Annotated in this window: 26 protein-coding genes and 1 riboswitch; of the genes, 12 read left to right on the top strand and 14 right to left on the bottom strand. The window is 66.7% G+C overall.

What is annotated here, in order from left to right; translation table 11 throughout:
* Nucleotides 1-3: 3 nt before the first annotated feature.
* From PNI01S_RS09450 to nrdR, 9 genes are all read right to left on the bottom strand, one after another.
* Nucleotides 4-801, bottom strand: a complete 798-nt coding sequence (locus tag PNI01S_RS09450) for a substrate-binding periplasmic protein (protein ID WP_024764006.1) — start codon at nt 799-801, stop codon at nt 4-6.
* 9 nt (nt 802-810) lie between these two features.
* Nucleotides 811-1,326 carry a phosphatidylglycerophosphatase A family protein gene (locus PNI01S_RS09445; protein WP_024764007.1) on the bottom strand — a complete coding sequence of 172 codons (516 nt, stop codon included), beginning with the start codon at nt 1,324-1,326 and terminating at the stop codon, nt 811-813.
* Between the two features lie 2 nt (nt 1,327-1,328).
* Complete coding sequence (gene thiL / locus PNI01S_RS09440; protein WP_024764008.1) at nt 1,329-2,288, bottom strand: thiamine-phosphate kinase; 960 nt, start codon at nt 2,286-2,288, stop codon at nt 1,329-1,331.
* A gap of 147 nt (nt 2,289-2,435) precedes the next feature.
* On the bottom strand, nt 2,436-2,915 hold the full coding sequence (gene nusB, locus PNI01S_RS09435; protein ID WP_024764009.1) for a transcription antitermination factor NusB: 480 nt from the start codon (nt 2,913-2,915) through the stop codon (nt 2,436-2,438).
* Nucleotides 2,912-3,388, bottom strand: coding sequence for a 6,7-dimethyl-8-ribityllumazine synthase (gene ribH, locus PNI01S_RS09430; RefSeq protein ID WP_015475395.1), 477 nt, complete (start codon nt 3,386-3,388; stop codon nt 2,912-2,914). The genes nusB and ribH overlap by 4 nt, the downstream gene beginning before the upstream one ends.
* Nucleotides 3,389-3,618: 230 nt before the next feature.
* Nucleotides 3,619-4,725 (bottom strand): bifunctional 3,4-dihydroxy-2-butanone-4-phosphate synthase/GTP cyclohydrolase II, encoded by a 1,107-nt coding sequence (gene ribBA, locus PNI01S_RS09425; protein ID WP_065084351.1) that lies wholly within the window; start codon nt 4,723-4,725, stop codon nt 3,619-3,621.
* 16 nt (nt 4,726-4,741) lie between these two features.
* The gene (locus PNI01S_RS09420; protein WP_084358004.1) at nt 4,742-5,410 is read right to left on the bottom strand and encodes a riboflavin synthase; all 669 of its coding nucleotides are present in this window, start codon (nt 5,408-5,410) and stop codon (nt 4,742-4,744) included.
* A gap of 155 nt (nt 5,411-5,565) precedes the next feature.
* Nucleotides 5,566-5,728, bottom strand: a riboswitch (FMN riboswitch).
* A 122-nt stretch (nt 5,729-5,850) separates the two neighbouring features.
* Nucleotides 5,851-6,969 carry a bifunctional diaminohydroxyphosphoribosylaminopyrimidine deaminase/5-amino-6-(5-phosphoribosylamino)uracil reductase RibD gene (gene ribD, locus PNI01S_RS09415; protein WP_089285823.1) on the bottom strand — a complete coding sequence of 373 codons (1,119 nt, stop codon included), beginning with the start codon at nt 6,967-6,969 and terminating at the stop codon, nt 5,851-5,853.
* On the bottom strand, nt 6,966-7,430 hold the full coding sequence (nrdR, locus tag PNI01S_RS09410; RefSeq protein ID WP_024764012.1) for a transcriptional regulator NrdR: 465 nt from the start codon (nt 7,428-7,430) through the stop codon (nt 6,966-6,968). Before nrdR ends, ribD begins: the two co-directional genes overlap by 4 nt.
* A gap of 136 nt (nt 7,431-7,566) precedes the next feature.
* On the opposite strand from nrdR, the gene PNI01S_RS09405 reads away from it, so the two are divergent.
* From PNI01S_RS09405 to trxA, 3 genes are all read left to right on the top strand, one after another.
* The gene (locus PNI01S_RS09405; protein ID WP_024764013.1) at nt 7,567-8,034 is read left to right on the top strand and encodes a YbaY family lipoprotein; all 468 of its coding nucleotides are present in this window, start codon (nt 7,567-7,569) and stop codon (nt 8,032-8,034) included.
* Complete coding sequence (locus PNI01S_RS09400; RefSeq protein ID WP_084358002.1) at nt 8,031-8,687, top strand: class I SAM-dependent methyltransferase; 657 nt, start codon at nt 8,031-8,033, stop codon at nt 8,685-8,687. Before PNI01S_RS09405 ends, PNI01S_RS09400 begins: the two co-directional genes overlap by 4 nt.
* Before the next feature lie 154 nt (nt 8,688-8,841).
* The gene (trxA, locus tag PNI01S_RS09395) at nt 8,842-9,711 is read left to right on the top strand and encodes a thioredoxin (RefSeq protein ID WP_024764015.1); all 870 of its coding nucleotides are present in this window, start codon (nt 8,842-8,844) and stop codon (nt 9,709-9,711) included.
* A 45-nt stretch (nt 9,712-9,756) separates the two neighbouring features.
* Here the strand turns inward: trxA and PNI01S_RS09390 are convergent, their stop codons facing one another.
* A complete protein-coding gene (locus PNI01S_RS09390) occupies nt 9,757-10,110 on the bottom strand; it encodes a hypothetical protein (protein WP_024764016.1) in 354 nt (117 codons plus the stop codon).
* A gap of 129 nt (nt 10,111-10,239) precedes the next feature.
* Between PNI01S_RS09390 and PNI01S_RS09385 the strand changes: the two genes are divergently transcribed.
* From PNI01S_RS09385 to PNI01S_RS09360, 6 genes are all read left to right on the top strand, one after another.
* Nucleotides 10,240-10,809, top strand: coding sequence for a DUF2796 domain-containing protein (locus PNI01S_RS09385; protein ID WP_024764017.1), 570 nt, complete (start codon nt 10,240-10,242; stop codon nt 10,807-10,809).
* A gap of 15 nt (nt 10,810-10,824) precedes the next feature.
* Nucleotides 10,825-11,532, top strand: a complete 708-nt coding sequence (locus tag PNI01S_RS09380) for an ABC transporter ATP-binding protein (RefSeq protein ID WP_024764018.1) — start codon at nt 10,825-10,827, stop codon at nt 11,530-11,532.
* 2 nt (nt 11,533-11,534) lie between these two features.
* On the top strand, nt 11,535-12,800 hold the full coding sequence (locus PNI01S_RS09375) for an ABC transporter permease (RefSeq protein WP_084358000.1): 1,266 nt from the start codon (nt 11,535-11,537) through the stop codon (nt 12,798-12,800).
* A 24-nt stretch (nt 12,801-12,824) separates the two neighbouring features.
* Entirely contained in the window at nt 12,825-13,343 is a 519-nt protein-coding gene (locus PNI01S_RS09370; protein ID WP_024764020.1) for a DUF3299 domain-containing protein, read from the top strand.
* A gap of 138 nt (nt 13,344-13,481) precedes the next feature.
* Nucleotides 13,482-14,186 carry an OmpW family outer membrane protein gene (locus PNI01S_RS09365; protein ID WP_024764021.1) on the top strand — a complete coding sequence of 235 codons (705 nt, stop codon included), beginning with the start codon at nt 13,482-13,484 and terminating at the stop codon, nt 14,184-14,186.
* Between the two features lie 56 nt (nt 14,187-14,242).
* Nucleotides 14,243-14,599, top strand: coding sequence for a SirB2 family protein (locus PNI01S_RS09360; RefSeq protein ID WP_024764022.1), 357 nt, complete (start codon nt 14,243-14,245; stop codon nt 14,597-14,599).
* Here the strand turns inward: PNI01S_RS09360 and PNI01S_RS09355 are convergent.
* From PNI01S_RS09355 to nirA, 4 genes are all read right to left on the bottom strand, one after another.
* Nucleotides 14,580-15,527, bottom strand: coding sequence for an NAD-dependent epimerase/dehydratase family protein (locus PNI01S_RS09355; RefSeq protein WP_084357998.1), 948 nt, complete (start codon nt 15,525-15,527; stop codon nt 14,580-14,582). The two genes, PNI01S_RS09360 and PNI01S_RS09355, sit on opposite strands and share 20 nt — an antisense overlap.
* Nucleotides 15,520-16,404, bottom strand: a complete 885-nt coding sequence (locus tag PNI01S_RS09350) for a sugar nucleotide-binding protein (RefSeq protein WP_024764024.1) — start codon at nt 16,402-16,404, stop codon at nt 15,520-15,522. The genes PNI01S_RS09355 and PNI01S_RS09350 overlap by 8 nt, the downstream gene beginning before the upstream one ends.
* A 139-nt stretch (nt 16,405-16,543) precedes the next feature.
* Complete coding sequence (locus PNI01S_RS09345) at nt 16,544-17,032, bottom strand: DUF934 domain-containing protein (RefSeq protein ID WP_024764025.1); 489 nt, start codon at nt 17,030-17,032, stop codon at nt 16,544-16,546.
* On the bottom strand, nt 17,029-18,693 hold the full coding sequence (nirA, locus tag PNI01S_RS09340) for a nitrite reductase NirA (RefSeq protein ID WP_024764026.1): 1,665 nt from the start codon (nt 18,691-18,693) through the stop codon (nt 17,029-17,031). Before nirA ends, PNI01S_RS09345 begins: the two co-directional genes overlap by 4 nt.
* 345 nt (nt 18,694-19,038) lie before the next feature.
* Here nirA and ccoG point away from each other — a divergent pair, with 345 nt between their 5' ends.
* The 3 genes from ccoG to PNI01S_RS09325 all read left to right on the top strand — a co-directional run bounded on the left by ccoG (nt 19,039) and on the right by PNI01S_RS09325 (nt 24,039).
* A complete protein-coding gene (gene ccoG, locus PNI01S_RS09335; RefSeq protein WP_084357996.1) occupies nt 19,039-20,448 on the top strand; it encodes a cytochrome c oxidase accessory protein CcoG in 1,410 nt (469 codons plus the stop codon).
* Between the two features lie 86 nt (nt 20,449-20,534).
* On the top strand, nt 20,535-21,950 hold the full coding sequence (gene mapR, locus PNI01S_RS09330; protein WP_024764028.1) for a GntR family transcriptional regulator MpaR: 1,416 nt from the start codon (nt 20,535-20,537) through the stop codon (nt 21,948-21,950).
* Between the two features lie 298 nt (nt 21,951-22,248).
* On the top strand, nt 22,249-24,039 hold the full coding sequence (locus PNI01S_RS09325) for an ATP-binding response regulator (protein WP_065084358.1): 1,791 nt from the start codon (nt 22,249-22,251) through the stop codon (nt 24,037-24,039).
* Nucleotides 24,040-24,126: the final 87 nt, after the last annotated feature.

Raw genomic sequence — 24,126 nt, 5'->3', positions numbered from 1 at the left:
CGATCACTCCTTGGGCGGCAGCAGTGGTTTCAGCGGGGCGTAGGGCCAGTGCCAGCGAGCAAAGATGCGCTCCAGCTCGCCGCTGCGGTAAAGCGCCTGCATGCGCGAATCGTAGAGCTTCGCCAGCGCCCGCCCGCGGTCGTTGTTGGCGAAGCCAAGATACAGCGGAATCGAGCCGACATCGGTGATGTGGTAGACGCTGGCGTCGACACCCTTGGCCTCGATCATCTCTTCCAGCTCGGGGCGGGCATCGATGAAGTAGTCGATGCGGTGGCCATCGAGCATCGGCAGCGCCGAGCTGCGCCGCTGCAATTCATTGCGCTGCTTCAGGTGATCGAGATAGCGGTCGAAGGCGTAGCCGCGCATCCAGGCCAAGCGGTAGCGATCCAGCGTGGCGAGCGTCGGTTGGGGAGAAGTGTTCAGGCCCAGCGCACCGATGGGGTCGACGTCGTAAGGCCAGCGCGGATAGATGATGTTGTCGATTTCGTGGCGGTAGGAACCGACCCAGGCATCCGCCTCGGCGCGCTGCACCAGCCCGACCGAGCGGACGTAGGGCTCGCTGCGCAGTTTCAGGCGTACGCCTTCTGGCTCGTAGATGGCCCGCAACAGGTCCCAGGCCAGGCCACGACCGTCAGCCTGGGTGTAGTTGACCCAGACCTCGCTGACCACCTGGATTTCCCCGGGAACACCCGCAAGCGTCCGGGCGGGCTTGTCAGCAGCCGCGGCCGCGGGCACGGCCATCGACAGGAACGCCACCGGCAGCCAGCACAGGCACAGGAGCAGGCACAACAGTCGGCGCATCGAACGTCCTCAGATCAGCCAGTGGGCCCAACCCCATGTCAGGCCTTGCATCACCAGCCAGGCGAAAACGCCGGCCAGCACATCGTCCAGCATGATGCCGACGCCGCCATGGACGTTGCGGTCGATCCAGCTGATCGGCCAGGGCTTGGCGATGTCGATGATGCGGAACACCGCGAAGCCGACCAGCAGCCACCACCAGCCTTCCGGCACCAGCCAGAGGGTGATCCACATGCCGACCATCTCGTCCCAGACGATGCCTTCGTGATCGTGCACGCGCAGGTCGTCGGCGACCTTGCCGCACAGCCAGAAGCCGAACAACATGGTGACGCCCAGCATCAGCCAGTAACCCCAGTCCGGCAGCATCTGCCAGAGTGGTATGAAGGGTAGCGCAACCAGCGAACCCCAGGTGCCCGGCGCCTTCGGCAGGGTGCCCGAGCCGAAGCCGAAGGCCAGGAAATGCCAGGGATTGCGCCATACCGAATGGGGCACGGGTTGGGCCGGGGCCTGGTTGGGGTGTTCTGTCACGGTCACTCCATGAAATGCAGGTAGCCGCCCTGACGCGGCGTGATATCGGCACCGTTGCCGTCGAGCACGCACACGCCCGAACCGGCTTCCACCCTACCGACCACGCACAGCAGCGGCCAGTTCGCCGAAAGCACCGACAGGTGCTCAGGCGGCAGCGTGAAGGCCAGGACATAGTCGTCGCCAGCGCCCAGTTTGAGCTGCAATGCCCGCTCGGCGCCCAGCAGGGCTTCCAGCGCGGGGCTGGGCGGCAGCTTTTCAGCCTCGACGACCAGCGCTACGCCCGAAGCACGGGCGATATGCCCGCAGTCGGCCAGCAGCCCATCGGAAATATCCAGCGCCGCCGACGCCTTGCCACGCAACGCCTGGCCGAAGTCCAGCTGCGGTTGCGGCGACCAGTAGCGCGCCAGCAGCGGCTCGGCGACGGACGGCTCGGCGGTCATCTCGCCCAGCACCAGCGGCAATGCCCCGCCCGCCTCGCCCAGCGGGCCGCCGACACAGAGCAGGTCACCGGGACGCGCACCGGCACGGGTCAGCGCCTGCCCGGCGGGCACGCCGCCGAACACGGTGACGGTCATCGCCAGCGGCCCACGGGTGGTATCGCCGCCGATCAGTGCCAGCGAGCACTCCTGCGCCTTCTGGTTCAAACCACGGGCAAAGCCCTCCAGCCAGGCCGGATCGGCCTCGGGCAGGGTCAGGGCGAGGGTGAAGCCGATGGGCGAAGCGCCCATGGCCGCCAGGTCGCTGGCAGACACCGCCAGGGCACGCTGGCCGAGCAGGAAGGGATCGCAGACGGTGGGAAAATGCACACCGACCACGAGCGTGTCGGTGGAAATCGCCAACTGTTCGCCGGCGCGGGGCGCCAGGAGCGCGCAGTCGTCGCCGATCCCCAGAGCCACTGCCTCGCCGCCGGCCGCACAGGCGGCCGAGGCGAAGTAGCGACGGATCAGCTCGAACTCACCCATGCTCAGAACCTGTTCAGGATCTGTAGCGAGAGGCCGTCAGCGGAGCGAAGAGCAGCGCAGGAACCGGAGTTTATGAGCCATAAATGAGGCTTCCGAGCAGCGCATGAGCTCCGATCACGGTCTCGCAGTAGGATCATGGGCAGGTTCTCAGCGCTTGGCGCCCCGAAGTTCGGCGGCGCGCAGGCGCGGAGCGAGCTTGTCCAGCACGCCGTTGACGAACTTGTGTCCGTCCGTGGCGCCGAAGGTCTTGGCCAGCTCGATGCCTTCGTTGATGACGACCTTGTACGGCACGTCCAGGCGATTGCGCAGCTCGTAGGTGGCCAGGCGCAGGATGGCCAGCTCCACCGGGTCGATCTCTTCCAGCGCACGGTCCAGGCAAGGCGTGAATTCCTCGTCCAGATCGGTCTTCAGGCGCGGCACGCCGTGCAGGATCTCGTGGAAGTAGGCGCCGTCGACATCGCTGAAATCGTTGTCGGTACGGAAGGTCGCCTCGATCTCGTTGAGCGGCTGGCCAGCCATCTGCCAGGAATACAGGGCCTGCACCGCGAGGCTGCGGGCCTTGCGACGCATGGCGATCTTGTTCGGCTTGGCGGGCTTGGCCGGGGTGTTGCCGTCCTGGGTGCTCACTTGGCCTCCAGCTGCGACAGCAGGCTCACCATTTCCAGGGCGGACAGGGCTGCCTCGGCGCCTTTGTTGCCGGCCTTGGTGCCGGAGCGCTCGATGGCTTGTTCGATGGAGTCGACAGTCAGGACGCCGAAGGCGACCGGCACGCCGAACTGCAGGGAAACCTGCGCCAGGCCCTTGGTGCACTCACCGGCAACGTATTCAAAGTGCGGGGTACCGCCACGGATCACCGCACCGAGGGCGATGATGGCGTCGAACTCGCCGCGCTGGGCGACTTTCTGCGCCACCAGCGGGATTTCGAAGGCGCCCGGAGCACGGATCACGGTGATGTCGCTCTGGGCAACGCCGTGGCGCACCAGCGCGTCAATGGCGCCTTCCACCAGGCTTTCCACCACGAAGCTGTTGAAGCGGCCAACCACCAGGGCGAAGCGGCCTTTGGGGGCGATGAAGGTACCTTCGATGGTCTTCAGGGTCATGGACAAGTCTCACTGTTAAAGAGCCGGAGCGTCAGCGTGACGCTCCGCAAATAGGGTAGAAGAACGGCACCGCCGTGCCAGGGCACGGCGGCGAGGTTCATTCGGGTAGTCCTGAGCGCGTCGCGAGCGCAGGTCCGGCAAGGCGGAAGTCGCCGAAAAAGCGCAGTTTACTGAAGTAAATGAGCATTTTGAGGCGGCTTCCAACGCGGCCTGACCAAGCGCAGCAGCGATCAGGGCTGCCCGTCAGCGGGCAGATATTCTACTACTTCCAGGTCGAAGCCGGATATCGCATTGAAGCGCATCGGTGCCGACATCAGGCGCATCTTGCGCACGCCCAGGTCGCGCAGGATCTGCGAACCGGCACCCACGGTGCTGTAGGTGGTGGTCGGTTTCTGCGCGGGCGCCGGGGTATTGGTGATCTCGCGGACGTGCGCCAGCAGGTCGTCGCCGCCAACCTGGTGGCCCAGCAGCAGGACCACGCCGGTGCCGGCCTCGGCTACCTTGGCCATGGCCGCACGCAAGCTCCAGCGGCCCGCCTGGTTGACCATCAGCAGGTCGCGCAGCGGGTCGGGGTTGTGCACGCGCACCAGGGTCGGCTCTTCCGCGCAGACCTTGCCCAGGGTCAGCGCCAGGTGCACGTCGCCTTCCACGGAGTCGCGGTAGGTGATCAGGTTGAACTGGCCCAGCTCGGTATCCAGCGGCTGCTCGGCGAGGCGCTCGACGGTGCGCTCGTGGATCAGGCGGTAGTGGATCAGGTCGGCGATGGTGCCGATCTTGATGCCGTGCTGCTGGGCGAACTCTTCCAGTTCCGGGCGACGGGCCATGGTGCCGTCGTCGTTCATGATCTCGCAGATCACCCCGGACGGCTCGAAGCCGGCCATGCGCGCCAGGTCGCAGGCGGCTTCGGTGTGGCCGGCGCGAGCCAGCACGCCACCGGGCTGGGACATCAGCGGGAAGATGTGGCCGGGGCTGACGATGTCGGCAGCGACGGCGTTCTTCGCCGCGGCAGCCTGCACGGTGCGGGCGCGGTCGGCGGCGGAGATGCCGGTGGTGACGCCTTCGGCGGCCTCGATGGAGACGGTGAACTTGGTGCCGAAGCCGGAACCGTTGCGCTGCACCATCAGCGGGAGCCCCAAGCGCTCGCAGCGCTCACGGGTCATCGGCATGCAGATCAGGCCGCGGGCAAAGCGGGCCATGAAGTTGATGTCTTCGGTGCGGACACACTCGGAGGCGATGATCAGGTCGCCCTCGTTCTCGCGGTCCTCGTCATCCATGAGGATGACCATCTTGCCCTGACGCATGTCGTCGAGCAGTTCTTCAATGCTGTTGAGTGCCATACGGGGACGAGCCTTTTCAGTGTTTCAGGAAGCCGTTGTCGGCCAGGAATGCTTCGGTGATGCCGCCGGCGCCGGCGCTGGGTTCAGCCGCCTTGTCGCCGAGCAGCAGGCGCTCCAGGTAGCGCGCCAGCAGGTCCACTTCGAGGTTGACCAGGCGGCCACCGCGGTAGTCGGCCATGATCGTCTCCTGCACGGTGTGCGGGACGATGGTCAGTTCGAACTCGGCGCCGTTGACCGCGTTCACCGTCAGGCTGGTGCCGTCCACGGTGATCGAGCCCTTGAGCGCGATGTACTTGGCCAGCTCGCGCGGTGCGCGCACGGTGAACTGGATGGCGCGGGCGTTTTCCTCGCGCTTGACGATCTCGCCGACGCCGTCGACGTGGCCGCTGACCAGGTGGCCGCCCAGGCGGGTGGTCGGGGTCAGGGCCTTTTCCAGGTTCACCCGGCTGCCGATCTTGAGCTGCGCGAACGCGGTGCGCGCCAGGGTCTCGCGGCTGACGTCGGCCCAGAAGCCGTCGCCGGGCAGCTCGACCGCAGTCAGGCAGATGCCGTTGACGGCGATGCTGTCGCCCAGCTTGACGTCGCCGAGGTCGAGCTTGCCGGTCTTCACGTACAGGCGCACGTCACCGCCTTTCGGGGTGATGGATGCGATGGCTCCGATGGATTCGATTATGCCGGTGAACATGTTGCCTCCCACACGGAGAAGGCAGCCGGCCGACAGGCCCGCGAAGCCAACAGGGAAAGGTATTGCATGAGGCGAACTCCTGTTTTTCGTTAGAAAACAGGGCGTATCGGATCGAAGGGACTTCTCGGACGCGCGCAGGCACGCCCCGATGGCTATCCCGTTCTCTCTTCATCCGGACTATGACCGTCGGCCCCGGAATCACACCGGGTCTGCTGACCCTGGCCATCCGGCGAACCGGTCTGGACAGGCGCTCGCGGGCTAGACGCATTGCGCGTCATTACCGCCGGTGGGGACTTGCACCCCGCCCTGAGAACGTCAATCGCGGTCGTTACAGCGTCGACCGCGTGTGGCGTTTTACCACAGGCCGGCGCAAGTCGGAAGCTTCCTATTGATCACTGCGCGTCCGCCGACTGGCCGGCGAGGGCTACGCCGGCGCGCCATCACAGCGGTCTGGCGGTGACCAGCCAGTCGTCACCCACGGCGCGGATGTCGACGATCTTCAGCTCGCGGGATTCGCTCATGCGCTCCAGCGGCAACTCCAGCAGCGGCCGCGCGGAGGAGCCGAGCAGCTTGGGCGCCATGAAGATGTTGTACTCGTCCACCAACCCGAGGCGAGCGAAGGCGCCGGCCAGCCGTGGCCCGGCTTCCACCAGCACTTCGTTGACGCCACGGCGGCCGAGCTCGCTCAGCAGTGCCAGCAGGTCGACCTGGCCGTCGAGGCCGGCAAGGTTGAGCAGTTCGTGGCCGACCACCGCGTAGTTCGGGTCGTCCTGGGTGCTCACCACCAGCGCCGGACCGGCCTGGAAGAAAGTAGCGGTCAGCGGCACCCGCAGGCGCCCGTCGATCAGCACGCGCAGCGGCTGGCGCTGCGAGGCCTGCTCGGTCTGCTCGGCGTCCAGGCCCAACTCATCCGGGCGTACGGTCAGACGGGCGTCGTCGGTCAGCACGGTATCGGCGCCGGAGAGCACTACGCTGGCCTGCGCGCGCAGGCGCTGCACGGCGCGGCGAGCGGCCGGGCCGGTGATCCACTGGCTCTCGCCGCTGGCCATGGCGGTGCGGCCGTCCAGGCTCATCGCCAGCTTCACGCGGACGAAGGGCAGGCCGGTCTCCATGCGCTTGAGGAAGCCCTGGTTGAGGGCGCGGGCTTCGTTTTCCAGCACGCCGGAGCGCACCTCGATACCGGCTTCGGCAAGGCGCCGCATGCCGCTGCCCGCGACCTGCGGGTTCGGGTCCTGCATGGCCGCGACCACGCGGGCGAGGCCGGCGCCGATCAAGGCGTCGGCGCAGGGCGGCGTACGACCGAAGTGGCTGCAGGGTTCCAGGGTGACGTAGGCGGTGGCGCCACGGGCCTTGTCGCCGGCCCGGCGTAGGGCGTGGACCTCGGCGTGAGGCTCGCCGGCGCGCACATGCCAGCCTTCGCCGACGACTTCGCCATCGCGGACGATGACGCAGCCGACGCGAGGGTTGGGATGGGTCGTGTACCAGCCCTTGCGGGCCAGCTCGATGGCGCGGGCCATCCAGGCTTCATCCGGGCAGTTCACGGAATCGACGCCGCTCATTCTTTCGCCGGCTCCCGGGCCAGGCGCTCGATTTCCTCGCGGAACTCGTTGAGGTCCTGGAAGCGGCGGTAGACCGAGGCGAAGCGGATGTAGGCGACTTCATCGAGCTTCTGCAGCTCGGCCATCACCAGCTCGCCCAGCACCCGCGACTTGATCTCGCGCTCGCCGGTGGCGCGCAGCTTGTGCTTGATGTGCGCCAGCGCCTCTTCCAGCCGCTCGATGCTCACCGGGCGCTTCTCCAGCGCGCGCTGCATGCCGGCGCGCAGCTTGTCCTCGTCGAAAGGTTGGCGGCTGCCGTCCTGTTTGATCAGGCGCGGCATGACCAGCTCGGCGGTCTCGAAGGTGGTGAAACGCTCGCCGCAGGCCAGGCACTCGCGGCGCCGGCGGACCTGGTCGCCCTCGGCGACCAGGCGCGAATCGATGACTTTGGTGTCGTGGGCGCCGCAGAAAGGACAATGCATGGCGAGTCTTGGGCAGTCTTGTCGGAGGAAGAGGTAAGGGGCCATGGTAGCGCATCGCCTGGCCGAAGAAACCCTGCTCCCCGCAGACAAGCCGCAGGCATTACGCTATATAAGCGCCCGCCTGGAATCTGCCGCGATGGAGCCCGCCATGTACACCCGCCTGCTCTGCTTGTCCCTCACCGCCCTGCTGGCCGCCTGCGCCAGCGAAAAACCCGTGCCCGCCGCTGCGCCGGCGCCCGCACCGAAGAACTCGGCGCCTGCCGCACTGGAACCGGTGCCGGCGCACATGCGTGCCCTCTCCGGCCAGCTCAGCAGCTCCCAGGGCTACCTGCCGGCGGGTAGTGAAGTGGAAGTCGCGCTGCTGGTGATCGACGAGCGCGACCGTCCGCAACAACTGCTTTCCAGCGAGAAGCTCATCGCCAACGGCCAGGCGCTGCCCTTCCGGCTGATCTTCAATCCGCAGTCCTTCCCGGCCAATGCCCGCGTGGAACTGCATGGCCGCGTCTCGCAGTCCGGCCAACTGGCCTGGCGCCTGCCGCCGGTGCGCATCACCCAACCGGAAACCCGCGCTCTGGGCGAACTGCGGCTGGAGCGCGCACCGTGACGCCACCGTTTTCCCTGCAACAGGCCCTGGGCGAACTGCTCGGCGACGCACGCCTGTGCGCAGAACGCCTGCCGGGTACCGACATCGACCTGTGGCTGATCGATGCGAACAACATGGACCGCGAGTTCAGCCCCGACGAGACCCGGCGCATCCTCGAAGAGCCGCCCTACTGGTGCTTCTGCTGGGCCAGCGGCCTGGTGCTGGCGCACTGGTTGGCCGAGAAACCCGAATGGGTGCGGGGCAAGCGCGTGCTGGACTTCGGCGCGGGCTCGGGCATCGCCGCCATCGCCGCCGCCAAGGCCGGTGCCGCCGAGGTAGTGGCCTGCGACCTCGACCCGCTGGCGCTGGACGCCTGCCGCGCCAACGCCGAGCTCAATGGCGTGGAGCTGACCTACTCGGCGGATTTCTTCCAGGAAGAGGACCGCTTTGATCTGATCATCGTCGCCGACGTGCTCTACGACCGCGCCAACCTGCCGCTGCTGGACGAGTTCCTCAGCCGCGGCCGCGAAGCCCTGGTGGCGGATTCGCGGGTCCGCGACTTCAGCCATCCGCTGTACCAGCGCCTGGGCATACTCGACGGTTGCACCTGGCCGGACCTGGCCGAGCCGGCCGAATTCCGCCATGTAAGCCTGTATCACGCACGCCGCGGGTGACATCGGCACGCTGGGGCCTTCCCGGCCGTATCACCGTCCCATATTGCTCCTGAAGGGAATTACGCTGCCCGACCGGGCGGGTTGTTTCCGTCAGGCAGCGCCCCCACTTATAGTGGCAACCACCTTCATCGCCCCACTCGATTCGAGATTTCCCATGAGCGATACGCCCTACATCTTCGACGCCAGCATCGCTAACTTCGATCAGGTCGTCATCGAGAACTCCTTCCACAAGCCGGTGCTGGTCGACTTCTGGGCCGACTGGTGCGCCCCGTGCAAGGCGCTGATGCCGCTGCTGGCGCAGATCACCGAGTCGTACCAGGGCGAGCTGCTGCTGGCCAAGGTCAACTGCGACGTCGAGCAGGACATCGTGATGCGCTTCGGCATCCGCAGCCTGCCCACCGTGGTGCTGTTCAAGGACGGCCAGCCGGTGGACGGCTTCGCCGGTGCGCAGCCGGAATCGGCGATCCGCCAGATGCTGGAGCAGCACGTCCAGCCGCCCGCCCCGGCCGCCGGCAACCCGCTGGAGCTGGCGCAGGCAGCCTTCAACGAAGGCCGTTTCGCCGAGGCCGAAGCGCAGCTCAAAGTCCTGTTGGGCGAAGACAACAGCAACGCTGCGGCGCTGATCCTCTACGCCCGCTGCCTCGCCGAGCGCGGTGAGTTGGGTGAAGCCGAAACCGTGCTCGACGCGGTGAAGAGCGACGACCACAAGCAGGCGCTGGCCGCCGCCAAGGCCCAGCTGACCTTTTTGCGCCAGGCTGCCGACCTGCCCGACGCCGCTACCCTGAAGACCCGCCTGGCCGCTGACGCCAACGACGACGAAGCCACCTACCAGCTGGCCGTGCAGCAACTGGCGCGCCAGCAGTACGAGGCGGCACTGGATGCCCTGCTCAAGCTCTTCGCGCGCAACCGCGGCTACGGCGAGGACCTGCCGCGCAAGACGCTGGTCCAGGTGTTCGACCTGCTGGGCAACGATCACCCGCTGGTGATCGCCTACCGCCGCAAGCTGGCGAATCTGCTGTATTGATGAAAAGGGCGCCGCGAGGCGCCTTTTCTTTCTGTAGTCTCCCGGCTACTCATCTGCCCAGGTGAAGACCTGCACGCCATCGCGCACCTCGATCTTCACCTGCGGGCTGTGCCGCAGGCGCACTAGCAATCCCTTCGCCGCTCCCGTGCTGCCCGCCAGCGCTTCCAGCTCATCCATCAACTCCGGCCCTTCCGTGCTGCCGCTGCGGCGCAACAGGTCCTGCGCGGCCAGCCATAGCTTGTCCGCCGGGCCAGCAGCCGCTGGCTGAGCGGTAACCGGCGCGGACGGCACAACGGCCGCCACCGGCAGGCTCTGCGCCAGCCGGGCCCAGTCGGCGTCATCCATCTCCACAGTCAGGTCCACCGGCCAGTCGCCGATGGTGCCCTTGATTCTCAGCATCGCCCTTCTCCTCACGCGGTTTCGCGCATGCTCCCACGGCATCGGCGCCACGCCAAACGCACGCTAAGCTGGCCTTAATTTTTCATCTGTTATAACGTAACAAAATCATTCATCAGACCGGAGTCTCCCATGCGCCCCCTGCTCCTCGCTGTCGCCCTGCTGCCCCTCGCGGCCCAAGCCCACGACGAACATGAACACGGCAGCCTCGGCAAGCACGAGCATGGCGTCGCCCAGCTCAACGTTGCCCTCGACGGCAAGACCCTGGAACTGCAGGTGGACAGCCCGGCGATGAACTTCGTCGGCTTCGAGCATGCCGCCACCAGCGACGCCGACAAGGCCACGGTCGCCACCGTGCAGGCCCAGCTCAAGCAACCGCTGCAACTGCTTGCCCTGCCCGCCTCGGCCAAGTGCAGCGTGCAGTCGGTGGAGCTTTCCAGCCCGCTGTTCGGCGATGCGCCCAAGGCAGAAGAGCATGACCATGACGACGGCGACCATGACGAACACGAAGGCCACCACCACGCCGATATCGACGCCCACTACCAGCTGACCTGCGCCCAACCGCAGGACCTGGCCACTCTCGACTTCGCGCCGCTGTTCAAGCGCTTCCCGGCGACCCAGAAGATTCAGGTACAACTGATCGGCCCGAGCGGCCAGCAAGGTGCAGAATTGACCGCCGCCAACCCGACCCTGAACTTCTGATCACGACGCGCTGAGATGACCGCATTGCTCGCACTCGACAACCTCGGCTTCGCCTGGCCCGGCCAGGCGGAGCTGCTGGACATTCCCGCCTTCACCCTGGCCCGCGGCGAAACCCTGTTCCTCAAGGGGCCCTCCGGCAGCGGCAAGACCACCCTGCTCGGCCTGCTCGGCGGTGTGCAGCGCCCGCAGCGCGGCAGCGTGAAGCTGCTGGGCGAGGACATCGCGCAGATGAAGTCGGCGCGCCGCGATCATTTCCGCGTCGACCACACCGGCTACATCTTCCAGCAGTTCAACCTGCTGCCATTTCTCTCGGTCCGCGAGAACGTCGAACTGCCCTGTCATTTCTCCCACAGCCGCGCCGAACGGGCCACCTTGCGCCATGGTAGCGTGACCAAGGCTGCCGAGGCACTGCTCAAGCACCTGGGGCTGGGCGAGGCGACGCTGATCGAGCGCCGCGCCGACAGCCTGTCCATCGGCCAGCAGCAGCGCGTCGCCGCTGCCCGAGCGCTGATCGGCCAGCCGGAACTGGTGATCGCCGACGAGCCCACCTCGGCACTGGACGCCGACGCCCGCGAAGCCTTCCTCCAGTTGCTGTTCGCCGAATGCCGCGAGGCCGGAGCCAGCCTGCTGTTCGTCAGCCATGACCAGAGCCTGGCGCCGCTGTTCGACCGCAGCGTCTCGCTCGCCGACCTCAACCGCGCCGCCCGCGCCCCGGGAATCTGAGCATGTACCTGTTGCGCCTGGCGCTCGCCAGCCTCTCCAACCGTCGCTTCACCGCGCTGCTGACCATCTTCGCCATCGCCCTCTCCGCCTGCCTGCTGCTGGCGGTGGAGCGCGTACGCACCGAGGCCAAGGCCAGCTTCGCCAGCACCATCTCCGGCACCGACCTGATCGTCGGCGCCCGCTCCGGTTCGGTGAACCTGCTGCTCTACTCGGTGTTCCGCATCGGCAACGCCACCAACAACATCCGCTGGCAAAGCTACGAAACCGTCACCCACAGCCCCCTGGTGAAGTGGGCGATCCCGATTTCCCTGGGCGACTCGCACCGCGGCTACCGCGTCATGGGGACCGACACCGGCTATTTCGAGCACTACCGCTTCGGCCGCGGGCAGATGCTGGAACTGTCCGAAGGCCGGCCGTTCGGCCAGGACCTGTTCGACGTGGTGCTCGGTGCCGAAGTGGCCCAAGCGCTGCACTACAAGCTGGGTGACAAGATCGTCCTGGCCCACGGCGTCAGCACCATCAGCCTGGTGCAGCACGACGACAAGCCGTTCACCGTGGTCGGCATCCTCAAGCGCACCGGCACTCCGGTGGACCGCACCCTGCACATTTCCCTGCAGGGCATGGAAGCGTTGCACGTCGACTGGAAGAACGGCGTACCGGCCCGTGGCGCCGGGCGTATCAGCGAGGACCAGGCGCGGACGATGGACCTGCAGCCCAAGGCCATCACCGCCTTCCTGCTGGGCCTCAAGAGCAAGGTCGCCACCTTCACCCTGCAGCGGCAGATCAACGAATACGACGGCGAGCCGCTGATGGCGATTCTCCCCGGCGTGGCGTTGCAGGAACTCTGGGGGTTGATGGGCACGGCGGAGAAGGCACTGTTCGTGGTCTCGCTGTTCGTCGTACTGACAGGCCTGATCGGCATGCTCACGGCCATTCTCACCAGCCTCAACGAGCGCCGCCGGGAAATGGCCATCCTGCGCTCGGTGGGCGCACGCCCCTGGCACATCTTCAGCCTGCTGGTGGCCGAAGCCTTTGCCCTGGCGCTGGCCGGCGTGACGCTGGGCGTCGGGCTGCTGTATGCCGGCGTCGCCGGCAGCCAGGCCTACGTGCAGGCGAACTACGGCATCTTCCTGCCACTGGCGCTGCCCAGCGCCTATGAATGGTCGCTGCTGGGCGGCATACTTCTGGCCGCGCTGCTGATCGGCTGTGTGCCGGCGTGGCGTGCCTATCGGCAATCGCTGGCCGATGGCCTGTCGATCCGCCTCTGAGCCAGCCCCTTACAGAGAAGTCCCATGCGCCGTCTGCTATTCCTGCTGCTGATGCTCACCAGCGCCGCCGTCTGGGCGGCGCCGCGCGAGCTGACCTGGCCCGAGCTGATCCCCGAGGGCGCGCCGCCGCCTCCACCGCCCGTGCCGCTGCATGACATGTCCAAGCTCTCCGACGTGCTCAACGCCGAGAGCGGCCCGGCGGTGAAGCAACAGACACCCGACGCCCCGGTGGTCAAGGCGCTGGATGGCCAGCAGGTGAAGATGCCCGGCTACATCGTGCCGCTGGAAGTCGAGGAAGACGGCCAGACCGTCCGCGACTTCCTGCTGGTGCCCTACTACGGCGCGTGCATCCACGTGCCACCGCCGCCGTCCAACCAGATCGTCTATGTTCGAGGCGGCAAGGGTGTAAAAGTCGACGAGCTTTACCAACCGTTCTGGATCATCGGCACGCTGAGCGTGAAAGCGGTGGAGAGCGACCTCGCCGAGGCCGGCTACCAGATGCAGGCCAGCAGCATCGAACCCTACGAATACACCGGGCAGTGACGACCGTGCGGCATCTTGCCGCACGCCTTTGCCATGGGAAGCTTGGGGTCTTTATTGAGCCAAATCAAAAGAGCGCTTTTAGCGCTCTCTACTATTCTGAGCACCAACACTTATACCAAAGAGATATTGGAGCTCATCATGCGTAAGTCCTGGCTCACCGCCTCGCTTCTCTCACTCGCCGTCGCAGCACCGATCGCAGCCCAGGCCGCCGACATCCGTGGCCACCAGGCTGGCGACTTCCTCGTCCGCGGCGGTATCGCCACCGTTGCGCCGGACGATAGCAGCAGCGCCCTCAAGTTCGATGGCGTAAAAGCCAGCGGCACCAAGGCCACCGTCGATAGCGACACCCAATTGGGTCTGACCTTCGCCTACCTGCTCACCGACAAGATCGGCGTGGAGCTGGTCGCCGCTACTCCGTTCAAGCATCAGGTCGATGTAAAAGGCCTGGGCGGCGGTCTCGATGGCAAGCTCGCCGACATCAAGCAGCTGCCGCCGACCGTGCTCCTGCAGTACTACCCCATGGGTGGTACCAACTCGGCCTTCCAGCCTTACGGCGGACTCGGCGTCAACTACACCACCTTCTTCGACGAAGACCTCACCGGTGCTCGCAAGGACCAGGGCTTCAGCAACCTGAAGCTGCAGGACTCCTGGGGCCTGGCCGCTGAACTGGGCATGGACTACATGCTCAACGAGCACGCCTTCGTCAACGCCGCGGTCTGGTATATGGACATCGACACCAAGGCCAGTGTCGACGGCCCGTCCGCACTGGGCATCCAGAAAACCAAGGTCGATGTCGACGTCGACCCCTGGGTTTACATGGTTGGTTTCGGCTACCGTTTCTAACGGAGCAAACATGAAAAGGCGCCCAAGGGCGCCTTTTTCATTTTCAGGGAACCGGTATGTATCTCGAACTCAAAGCACTGCACGTCAGCCTCGCCATCATCAGCACCGCCCTTTTCCTGTTGCGGCTGGGACTGAGCTGGTGGGGCAAACGGCCCTCGGGCTGGCAGCGCGGCCTGCCTCACCTGATCGACACCCTGCTGCTGCTCAGCGCCCTGGGCCTGGTGCACCTGGCGATGCCCTGGCCGCTGCCGGTCTGGCTGCAGGTGAAGATCGGCCTGCTGGTGCTCTATATCCTGCTCGCAGCCTTCGCCCTGCGCAGTACCTCGCGGGCACCCAAGGCAGTCTTCAGCGTGCTCGCCCTGAGTTCGCTGGCAGGCGTTTTCTTCCTGGCAATCAACAAACCCTGGTGGTGATCAGCTGGGCCAGGCCTTCGGCCAGCGGCGTCGGCTCATCCAGGCGATAGCGCGCCAGCAGGCGGCGGTTGTCGGCGCGGGAATGGCGGATATCGCCGTGGCGCGCCGGCTGGTAGGTGACTGGCGGCAGGCCGCCGGTGAGTTTGCCAATCTCGGCCAGCAGCTGGTTCAGGCTGGTGGACTGGTCCAGGCCGACGTTGATCGCCGACTCGGCCACCTCGTCCGCCAGTAGCGCGGTCATCAGCAGCTTCACCAGGTCACCGACGTAGATGAAATCGCGGGTCTGCTCGCCGTCGCCGAACACGGTGATCGGCAAGCCCTGTTCGGCGCGCTGGGCAAAGATGCTGATCACTCCGGAATACGGCGAAGACGGATCCTGGCGCGGACCGTAGACGTTGAAGAAGCGGAAGATCGCCGGCTCCAGCGCGTGCTCGCGGCGATAGAAGTCCAGGTAGTACTCGCTGGCCAGCTTGTCCGAGGCGTAGGGCGTCAGTGGCGCCTTGACCACGTCCTCGTCGATGGCGCTGCCTTCGCCGTTCTGTCCGTAGACCGCCGCGCTGGAAGCAAACAGCACCCGATGGATGCCTTCCTGGCGCATGGCTTCGCAGAGGTTCAGCGTACCGATGAAGTTGGCGCGGTGGGTACCCACCGGGTCTTCCACCGAGGCCTGCACCGAAGCGATCGCCGCCAGGTGCACGACGCCCTGGCAACCGCTCACCGCACCGCGCAGCGCGGCTTCATCGGCGACATCACCGACGATCAACTCGACGCGCGGATCGAGGTTCGCGCGCTTGCCGGTGGACAGGTCATCCAGCACGCGCACGGCAAACCCTTGCGCCAGCAAGGCATCCGCCAGATGGGAACCGATGAACCCCGCGCCGCCGGTGATGAGGATGGGCTGCGCGGAAGGAATGAGGCGATCAGACATGGCGGTAGTAACGGTCCAGCAGGGCGGGCAGGCCGGCGCGCCAGGCGCGCGGCTTGATACCGAAGGTGTGGAGGATCTTCTTGCAGGCGAGCACCGCGTGCTGCGGTTCGTCACCGGCATCGGGGCGCGCGGCATGGGCCTGCGGGCTCGGTTCCTGGACGGCCAGCGCACGGAAGGCGCGCGCCTCGCCGAGCACCACCTGGCCCAGGGACAGGGTGGTGGTCGCCTCCAGGCCGCCGTAATGGTAGGTGCCCCAGAGCGGCGCCTGGCAGTCGAGCTGTTTGAGTACCGAGAGGATCACCCGGGCGGCATCGTCCACCGGGGTCGGGTTGCCGCGCCGATCGTCGGCGAGGAACAGCACCTGCTCCTTTTCCGCCCGTTCGAGGAAGCGGCCGAGCACGCCATTGGCGCTGTCATCGAGCAGCCAGCCGAAACGCAGCAGCACGTGGCGCGGGCAGGTCGCCCGCACCCACTGTTCCATGCGCCACAGCGCCTGGCCACGCGGGCCGAGCGGCAGCGGCTCGTCCTTCTCGCTATAGGCAGTGGCGCGGGCGCCATCGAATATGCGGTAGCTGGAGGGCTGGATCAGCAGGATTTCGTGGTGCTGGCAGAGTTCGGCCAGACGCTCCACCGCGCGCTCCTGGCTGGCCAGGCGGGCGGCCTCGACAGCCTCGGCCTGGAACCAGTCGAAGTAGTAGGCAAGGTTGATCACCGCGTCGGGACGGGTCTCGTCCAGCAGCACGGTGAGGCTGGCGGCGTCCCATCCCTGGTCGGGCGGTCGGGGGGCGAGGAAGCCGATGTCTTCCTCGGCGCCCAGGCGGATCAGCGCCTGTCCAAGGGCATTACCGCCACCCAACAGCATCAGGCGCATGCGCATATTCTGGGGGTCACTCGAATACGTGGGTTACCAGCGGCGCGCGGGCGCCGTGGATGATGCCCGCATTTTTCCTGCCCCCCGGCACAGCGTCAAGCTTGGCCGACCCACTGCAGCCCTGGCCGTGCGCGATAGTGACGCCCTAGGAGCGTCGCCGGAACAGCGGGCGCGGCTCGATGACCGAGCGCCCGTAGAGTACGCTGAGCCCTGCGAGCCCCTTCAAGGCGTCTTCCACGGACTTGTCCTCGCGCACGGCAAAGGTGTCGAAACCGCACTGGCGCAGGTGCGCCAGCTGGTCGCGCAACACATCGCCCACCGCGCGCAACTCGCCGCGCCAGCCCAGGCGGCTGCGCAGCAGGTAGGCCAGGCTGTAGCCGCGGCCGTCGCGGAAGCTGGGGAAATCGATGGCGATCAGCGCCGGCTCCTTCAGCCGCCAGATCAACTCCTCGGGGTCTTCGTCCGGCGCCAGCCAGACGCCGTAACCGTCACCGGACTCCAGCGCCAGCCAGCTCTTCAACGGCAGGATCAGTCGGCCTTCGGACAGTTCCTCCGGCACCTCGCGCAGCAAGGTCCAGGGATCATTCGGCGCCAGCTCGGCCACACCATCGCGCAGGCGAATCAGGTTCTTCATGCCGGTTCCTCCGCCTGGCGGTAGACCCGCGCCTTGAAAGGCTCCAGGCCGATGCGCTCGACCGTCTCGACGAAGCGCTCGCCAGCGCCGCGCTGCTCCACGTAGGTCTGCACCAGCGCCTCGATCACATCCGGCACCTCGGCGGCACCGAACGATGGGCCGATCACCTTGCCCAGCGCACTCTTCACGCCCTGCGCGCCCCCCAGGGTGATCTGGTACCACTCGCTGCCGTTCTTATCCACGCCAAGGATGCCGATGTTGCCGATGTGGTGGTGGCCGCAGGCGTTCATGCAGCCGGAGATGTTCAGGCTGAGATCGCCCAGGTCGTGCAGGTAGTCCAGGTCCTCGAAGCGCTGCTGGATGCCCTGGGCGATGGGGATCGACTTGGCGTTGGCCAACGCGCAGAAATCGCCACCGGGGCAGGCGATGATGTCGGTCAGCAGGCCCTGGTTCGGTGTACCCAGCCCAGCGGCACAAGCCTCCTGCCACAGGGCGTGGAGATCGGCCTTGCGAACGTCCGGCAGCACCAGGTTCTGTTCGTGGGCGACACGGATTTCGCCGAAGCCGTAGCGCTCTGCCCAGTCGGCTACCCGCTCCATCTGTTCAGCAGTGGCATCGCCCGGCGGCGCCTCGGCACCCGGCTTGGTGGACAGCACTACGCTGGCGTACCCCGCCACGCGGTGCGGGCGCACGTTGCGCGAGACCCAACGAGCGAACGCCGCGTCGGCAGCCAGCGCAGAGCCGTAAGCAAGCTCGTCGGAAGGCGCGTAGACCGGCGGATCGAATGCCGCTGCGACGCGTTGGTACTCATCGAGCGTCAGCTGCGCCTCGCCATCGCGCAGGTGCTGCCACTCTTCTTCCACTTCGCGGGAAAACGCCTCGATACCCAACGCCTTCACCAGGATCTTGATCCGCGCCTTGTATTTGTTGTCGCGCCGGCCGTGGCGGTTGTACACGCGCAGGATGGCCTCGACGTAGGACAGCAGGTGCCACCAGGGCAGGTCGTCGCGGATCACCTGGCCCAGCATCGGCGTGCGCCCCAGCCCGCCTCCCACCAGCACCTTCAGCCGCAGCTCGCCATCTTCAGCGCGGCGCAGGTAGAGGCCGATGTCGTGCATCATCACCGCCGCGCGGTCTTCCTCGGCGGCGCAGAGGGCGATCTTGAACTTGCGCGGCAGGAAGAGGAATTCGGGGTTCACCGTGGACCACTGGCGAAGGATTTCCGCCAGTGGGCGCGGGTCGAGGAACTCGTCGGCGGCGACCCCGGCGAAGGCCTCGGTGGTGATATTGCGCACGCAGTTGCCGGAGGTCTGGATGGCGTGCATCTCGACCTCGGCGAGGCGTTCGAGTATGTCCGGCACGCGCTCCAGTTCCACCCAGTTGAACTGGATGTTCTGCCGCGTGGTGAAGTGGCCGTAGCCGCGGTCGTGCTCGCGGGCGATCCAGGCCAGGGTGCGCATCTGCTCACTGGACAGGGTGCCGTAGGGAATCGCCACCCGCAGCATGTAGGCGTGCTTCTGCAGGTACAGGCCGTTCTGCAGGCGCAGCGGCAGGAATTCCTCTTCGCTCAGCTCATCGCTCAGGCGCCGCTGCACCTGGTCGCGGAACTGCGCCACCCGTTCACGCACCAGGGCGCGGTCGTAATCGTCGTATCGGTACATCGCCAGGCCACCTTCGGATCGTTGCGTGGCAGCCTGCTTCTGTCGTCGGGCGCGCCACATTGCGGTTGACCGAACTATGGCCGGCGGCTGTTGTGCAAAACAGCGGCAGATAACACGGGAAAAACCGGATCAGATGCGGGAGAGGCCTGCCCCGGCTGGCCTGCGACCGGTTGCCGCAACAGGCCCGATCAGCCGTCTCATGGCGCGTGGCACCAACCCTGCAACGGCGCGGTGCGGAGCGAATTTCACCATCTGATATGGTTTTTTCCGGCGAACCTGAATCTGTTTCGGGTGCAGACCGATTCGTACAGTCGCGGCGCCTCTTCTGCCTGATGGGCCACGATAATGAGCGAAAGAATCCCCGCGAAGGTCATCGAGATCGACGCACCGCAACGCTTCACCCCGCCGCCGAAACCACTGTCGGCGGTCACCCCGACGGTCTACACCAAGCGCTTCGCCGGACGTTTCCGCGATCTCCGCCGCCTAGGCGGTGCGCTGTTGTTCCTGCTTTTCTTCGGCACCCTGTGGCTGCAGTGGAACGGCCGCCAGGCGGTGCTCTGGGATCTGCCCGAGCGCAAGTTCTACATCTTCGGCGCGACCTTCTGGCCGCAGGATTTCATCCTGCTCTCGGCAATCCTGATCATCGCCGCCTTCGGCCTGTTCTTCATCACCGTATTCGCCGGCCGCGTCTGGTGCGGCTACACCTGTCCACAGAGCGTGTGGACCTGGATCTTCATGTGGGCCGAGCAGGTCACCGAGGGCGACCGCAACCAGCGCATGAAGCGGGACGCGGGCCCGGTCAGCACGGAGAAAGTCCTGCGCAAAAGCGCCAAGCACGGCCTCTGGCTGCTGGTCAGCCTGGCCACGGCGATCACCTTCATCGGCTACTTCACGCCGGTGCGCCCGCTGGTGATGGATCTGCTCACTTTCAAACTCGACCTGGAAAGCACCTTCTGGGTGGCCTTCTTCGCCGCCGCCACCTACGCCAACGCCGGCTGGCTGCGCGAGCAGGTGTGCATCCACATGTGCCCGTACTCGCGCTTCCAGAGCGTGATGTTCGACAAGGACACCCTGATCATTTCCTACGACGCGGCGCGCGGCGAGTCCCGTGGCGCGCGCAAGAAGGACGCCGATCCCAAGGCCCTCGGCCTGGGCGACTGCATCGACTGCCACCAGTGCGTACAGGTCTGCCCCACTGGCATCGACATCCGCGACGGCCTGCAGATAGCCTGCATCGGCTGCGCCGCCTGCATCGACGCCTGCGACTCGGTGATGGACAAGATGGGCTATGACCGCGGCCTGGTGCGCTACACCTCCGAGCGTGCGCTCGAAGGCGGCAAGACCCACCTGCTGCGCCCGCGCCTGATCGGCTACGCGGCGGTGCTGCTGGTGATGATCGGCGCGTTCATCTGGGCGCTGGAAGCCCGGCCGCTGATCAACCTCGACGTCGCCCGCGACCGTGGCCTGTTCCGCGAGAACGCCGCCGGCGAGATCGAGAACATCTACAACCTCAAGCTGATCAACAAGACCCAGCAACCGCAGCACTACCAGCTGAGCCTCGCCGATGGAGCCGGCTACCGCCTGCAAGGCGTGCCGGAACTGATGCTGCAGCCGGGCGAGATCCGCGACTTCGCCGTCTCGGTCGCCAGCGAAGCGCAGAGCAGCGCCGGTGGTTCGCTGCCGCTGCACTTCAGGATCAGCGACGGCCATGAAGCCATCGACGCCGCCAGTACCTTCGTCTCGCCGAGGCGCTGAGCATGGCACGGGAGCTTGGCGTGACCTCGGCGCAACGCCTAGAGTGGGCGGATTCCACCACCGCCCAGGGCGCCCCGCAGGACAAGATGAAGCGCTACGAGAAATTCGCCGACGAGATCGCCGGCCTGATCCGCAGCGGCGTACTCGCCCCCGGCCAGAAAGTCCCCTCGGTGCGGCACGCCAGCCGCACCTACGGGGTCAGCGCTTCGACGGTGTTCCAGGCGTATTACCTGCTGGAGGACCGAGGCCTGATCGTCGCCCGCGCGCGCTCCGGCTACTTCGTCCGCGAGCACGTGCAGCGCGCCCTGGCCGAGCCGGAAATCGCCCGCCACGACGCCCAGACCACCGAGGTGGACGTCAGCGAACTGGTGTTCTCGGTGCTCAGCTCGATCAAGGACCCGGACACCGTGCCGTTCGGCTCGGCCTTCCCGGCGCCGGAGTTGTTCCCCCTGCCGCGCCTGGCGCGCTCCATGGCACACGCTGTGCGCGACATGGACCCGCGTTCGGTGGTGGCTGACCTCGCCCCCGGCAGCCACGCCCTGCGCCGGCAGATCGCCCTGCGCTACATGGTCGGCGGCATGCCGCTGCCGGTGGAGGAACTGGTGGTCACCAACGGCGCGCTGGAAGCGCTCAACCTGTGCCTGCAGGTGGTGACCCAACCCGGCGACCTCGTGGCCATCGAAGCCCCGGCCTTCTACGCCAGCCTGCAGGTGCTGGAACGGCTGAAACTGAAAGCGGTTGAGATCCCCGTGCACCCGCGCGAAGGCATCGACCTCGACGTGCTCGCCGACAGCCTGGCGCGCCTGCCGATCAAGGCCTGCTGGTTCATGAGCAACTTCCAGAACCCGCTGGGCGCCAGCATGAGCGAGGAGAAGAAACGCGCCCTCGCCGCCCTGCTGACCCGGCACCAGGTGCCGCTGATCGAGGACGACGTCTACGCCGAGTTGTACTTCGCCGCCCAGGCGCCCAAGCCGGTGAAGGCCTTCGACACCGAGGGCCTGTTCATGCATTGCAGCTCCTTTTCCAAGAGCCTGGCGCCCGGTTACCGCGTGGGCTGGGTGGCTGGCGGGCGCTACGCCGAGCAGATCGAGCGGCTCAAGCTGATGACCAGCCTGTCGGCGTCGGTGCCAGCGCAGGCGGCCATCGCCGACTACCTGCAACACGGCGGCTACGACCGCCACCTGCGCAAGCTCCGCCACGCGCTGGAAAGCCAGCAGCACGCGATGCTCGCCGCCGTGGCCCGGCACTTCCCCGCCGCCACCCGCGTCACCCGCCCCAGCGGCGGCTACTTCCTCTGGCTGGAACTGCCCGAGCAGATCGACGCGCTCAAGCTGTTCCAGCTCGCCCACGCCCAGGGCATCAGCCTCGCACCCGGGCCGATCTTCTCGGCGACGCGGCGCTTCGGCCACTGCCTGCGCCTGAACTACGGGCATCCATGGACCGCCACCAGCGAACAGGCGATGGAGACCCTGGGACGGATCATCCACTCGCTGCAGGGCTGAAGGTTCGGACTGCAGGACTGATCCGCACATTCGGAAACGATCTGTATCTGTGCGGCAAGTTGTCGCAGGAATACCCTGTCAGGCAGGAAACCCGGACAAGGGACGCTGCCATGGACGCGGAAGGCCTGATGATCTTGCTCACGGTGGGCGCCGCGTTCGGCGTGCACCTCGGGGTGCGTTGGTACCTGCAGCGCGGGATGCTGCCACGCGGAGAACGCTGGCTGGCCTGAATTTTCTGGGATTGCCCGGCGGACGTTGCTATACAGACAGCGCCCACTGACCCTCCACGGACGGCCCAATGAATCTCTGGCAGCGCGACCTCAGCCATTCCCCCTATGCCGAACGGGTCCGCGCCGAACAGTTCGACGTGCTGCGGCGCAACTCGCCCTTCTCCATCATTGCCGCCTACCTGGTCGCCGGCCTCACCACCTGGGTGCTCAACGGCGCGCTGCCGCTGGAGTCGCTGCTGGCCTGGTTCGCCGCGCAAACCCTGCTGGGCGGCGCCCGCCTGTGGCTGCTGCGGCGCTACGACCAGCTGCGCGACAGCGGCGCCGGCCCCCGGCGCAGCTGGCTGATCCAGGTGATGATCACCACCGGCCTCTCGGGCCTGCTCTGGGGCCTGCCCGCCGCGTACTGGATGACCGTGCTGCCACCCTCGATGCAGATGTACGTGGTGGTCGTCCTGCTGGGCCTGGGCACCGGCGTGATGAATGCCTACAGCATCGTCCTGCCGCTGTTCTACCTGTTCATCGTACCGGCCTTCACCCTGCCTTTCGCCGCCCTGCTGGTGCTGCTGCCGGACGCCCTGAGCAAGACGCTCGGCGCGGCAGCGCTGGTCTACGCCGTCACCATCTTTGCCTTCGCCTACCGCTTCCACGCCACCCTCGTGGACTCGCTGCTGCTGCGCTTCGAGAACAGCGAGCTGCTGCGCAAGCTCAGCATCGAGAAAGAGGCCGCCGAACGCAGCGACCAGGCCAAGACCCGCTTCCTCGCCAGCGCCAGCCACGACCTGCGCCAGCCGACCTACGCGCTGGGCCTGTACCTGGGCGCACTGAAGAAACAGCCGCTGAACGAGGCCAGCGAAAACCTCGTCGACCACATTTCCCGCGCGCTCGCCGCGCAGGGCTCGCTGTTCGACGCGCTGCTGAACATCTCGCGCCTGGACGCCGGCATCGTCCAGCCCAGCCTGCAGGTTTTCTCCCTCGCCGAACTGCTCGAACGCATCCAGCAGGAATGCAGCGTGCAAGCCGCGGACAAGGGCCTGAACCTGCGCGTACGCCCCGGCGCACCGTTCGTGAAGTCGGACCCGGCGCTGTTCGAACGCATCCTGCGCAACCTGGTGGAAAACGCCATCCGCTACACCGACCACGGCGGCGTGCTGATCGGCTGGCGCCGCCGTGGCCGCCAGGTGCGCGTGGAAGTCTGGGACAGCGGCCCGGGAATTCCCGAGCGCGAGCAGCAGAAGGTGTTCTGGGAATTCCACCAGCTCAACAACCCCGAGCGTGACCGCAGCAAAGGCCTTGGCCTGGGGCTGGCCATCGTCCAGCGCACCGCCAGGTTGCTCGACCATCCGCTGGCGCTGCACTCGCGCGAAGGCCACGGCAGCGCCTTCATGATCAGCCTGCCCCGCGCCACCGCCGTGCAGCCGCGCCAAGCGGAAATCCAGCCGCCGCGCACGGTGGTGGGCAGCGACAAGCTGATCTACGTGATCGAGGACGATGCGGAGAACCGCGAAGGCCTGCGCCTGCTGTTCCAGAGCTGGGAATACCGGCATGTCATCGTCGCCGACGTCGCCGACCTGCTGGCCGACCCCACCGCTGCCGCGCAGAAGCCGGACCTGATCATCAGTGACTACCGCCTGCGCGACCACCAGACCGGCATCGACGCCATCGCCCGCCTGCACGGGCACTACGAAGACGACTGGATCGCCGCCGTGCTGGTCACCGGCGACACCGACCCACAGCTGCTCGCCCAGGCTTCCGCCCATGGCTGGCCGCTGCTGCACAAGCCGCTGGCAGCGGAGCAGCTGAAGGCGATGATCGATGAGCAGTTCAGCAGTGAACTGGAGCCGCTGGACGATCCCCTGTAGGAACGAAGGGGACGCCTGGCTCCTGCTCACCAACAGACCTTGCCGATGAAGCCAGCGTCAGGCCGTTCGCGAGCAAGCTCTCTCCGA

Source organism: Pseudomonas nitroreducens NBRC 12694, assembly GCF_002091755.1.
Taxonomy (GTDB): Bacteria; Pseudomonadota; Gammaproteobacteria; order Pseudomonadales; family Pseudomonadaceae; genus Pseudomonas; species Pseudomonas nitroreducens.
Note: the sequence above shows the minus strand (reverse complement) of the source record. Positions and strands in the feature narration are given on the sequence as shown.

What these genes read in the sequence shown, in the direction of transcription:
- PNI01S_RS09375 (WP_084358000.1), top strand. Translation starts at nt 11,535, where the DNA reads ATGTACCTGTTGCGCCTGGCGCTCGCCAGCCTCTCCAACCGTCGCTTC.
- PNI01S_RS09450 (WP_024764006.1), bottom strand. Translation starts at nt 801, where the DNA reads ATGCGCCGACTGTTGTGCCTGCTCCTGTGCCTGTGCTGGCTGCCGGTG.
- PNI01S_RS09390 (WP_024764016.1), bottom strand. Translation starts at nt 10,110, where the DNA reads ATGCTGAGAATCAAGGGCACCATCGGCGACTGGCCGGTGGACCTGACT.
- nirA (WP_024764026.1), bottom strand. Translation starts at nt 18,693, where the DNA reads ATGTACCGATACGACGATTACGACCGCGCCCTGGTGCGTGAACGGGTG.
- PNI01S_RS09360 (WP_024764022.1), top strand. Translation starts at nt 14,243, where the DNA reads ATGTATCTCGAACTCAAAGCACTGCACGTCAGCCTCGCCATCATCAGC.
- PNI01S_RS09405 (WP_024764013.1), top strand. Translation starts at nt 7,567, where the DNA reads ATGGAGCCCGCCATGTACACCCGCCTGCTCTGCTTGTCCCTCACCGCC.
- ccoG (WP_084357996.1), top strand. Translation starts at nt 19,039, where the DNA reads ATGAGCGAAAGAATCCCCGCGAAGGTCATCGAGATCGACGCACCGCAA.
- PNI01S_RS09345 (WP_024764025.1), bottom strand. Translation starts at nt 17,032, where the DNA reads ATGAAGAACCTGATTCGCCTGCGCGATGGTGTGGCCGAGCTGGCGCCG.
- trxA (WP_024764015.1), top strand. Translation starts at nt 8,842, where the DNA reads ATGAGCGATACGCCCTACATCTTCGACGCCAGCATCGCTAACTTCGAT.
- PNI01S_RS09350 (WP_024764024.1), bottom strand. Translation starts at nt 16,404, where the DNA reads ATGCGCATGCGCCTGATGCTGTTGGGTGGCGGTAATGCCCTTGGACAG.
- ribD (WP_089285823.1), bottom strand. Translation starts at nt 6,969, where the DNA reads ATGAGCGGCGTCGATTCCGTGAACTGCCCGGATGAAGCCTGGATGGCC.
- PNI01S_RS09355 (WP_084357998.1), bottom strand. Translation starts at nt 15,527, where the DNA reads ATGTCTGATCGCCTCATTCCTTCCGCGCAGCCCATCCTCATCACCGGC.
- PNI01S_RS09365 (WP_024764021.1), top strand. Translation starts at nt 13,482, where the DNA reads ATGCGTAAGTCCTGGCTCACCGCCTCGCTTCTCTCACTCGCCGTCGCA.
- mapR (WP_024764028.1), top strand. Translation starts at nt 20,535, where the DNA reads ATGAAGCGCTACGAGAAATTCGCCGACGAGATCGCCGGCCTGATCCGC.
- PNI01S_RS09420 (WP_084358004.1), bottom strand. Translation starts at nt 5,410, where the DNA reads ATGTTCACCGGCATAATCGAATCCATCGGAGCCATCGCATCCATCACC.
- nrdR (WP_024764012.1), bottom strand. Translation starts at nt 7,430, where the DNA reads ATGCATTGTCCTTTCTGCGGCGCCCACGACACCAAAGTCATCGATTCG.
- PNI01S_RS09325 (WP_065084358.1), top strand. Translation starts at nt 22,249, where the DNA reads ATGAATCTCTGGCAGCGCGACCTCAGCCATTCCCCCTATGCCGAACGG.
- PNI01S_RS09370 (WP_024764020.1), top strand. Translation starts at nt 12,825, where the DNA reads ATGCGCCGTCTGCTATTCCTGCTGCTGATGCTCACCAGCGCCGCCGTC.
- PNI01S_RS09385 (WP_024764017.1), top strand. Translation starts at nt 10,240, where the DNA reads ATGCGCCCCCTGCTCCTCGCTGTCGCCCTGCTGCCCCTCGCGGCCCAA.
- thiL (WP_024764008.1), bottom strand. Translation starts at nt 2,288, where the DNA reads ATGGGTGAGTTCGAGCTGATCCGTCGCTACTTCGCCTCGGCCGCCTGT.
- ribH (WP_015475395.1), bottom strand. Translation starts at nt 3,388, where the DNA reads ATGACCCTGAAGACCATCGAAGGTACCTTCATCGCCCCCAAAGGCCGC.
- PNI01S_RS09380 (WP_024764018.1), top strand. Translation starts at nt 10,825, where the DNA reads ATGACCGCATTGCTCGCACTCGACAACCTCGGCTTCGCCTGGCCCGGC.
- ribBA (WP_065084351.1), bottom strand. Translation starts at nt 4,725, where the DNA reads ATGGCACTCAACAGCATTGAAGAACTGCTCGACGACATGCGTCAGGGC.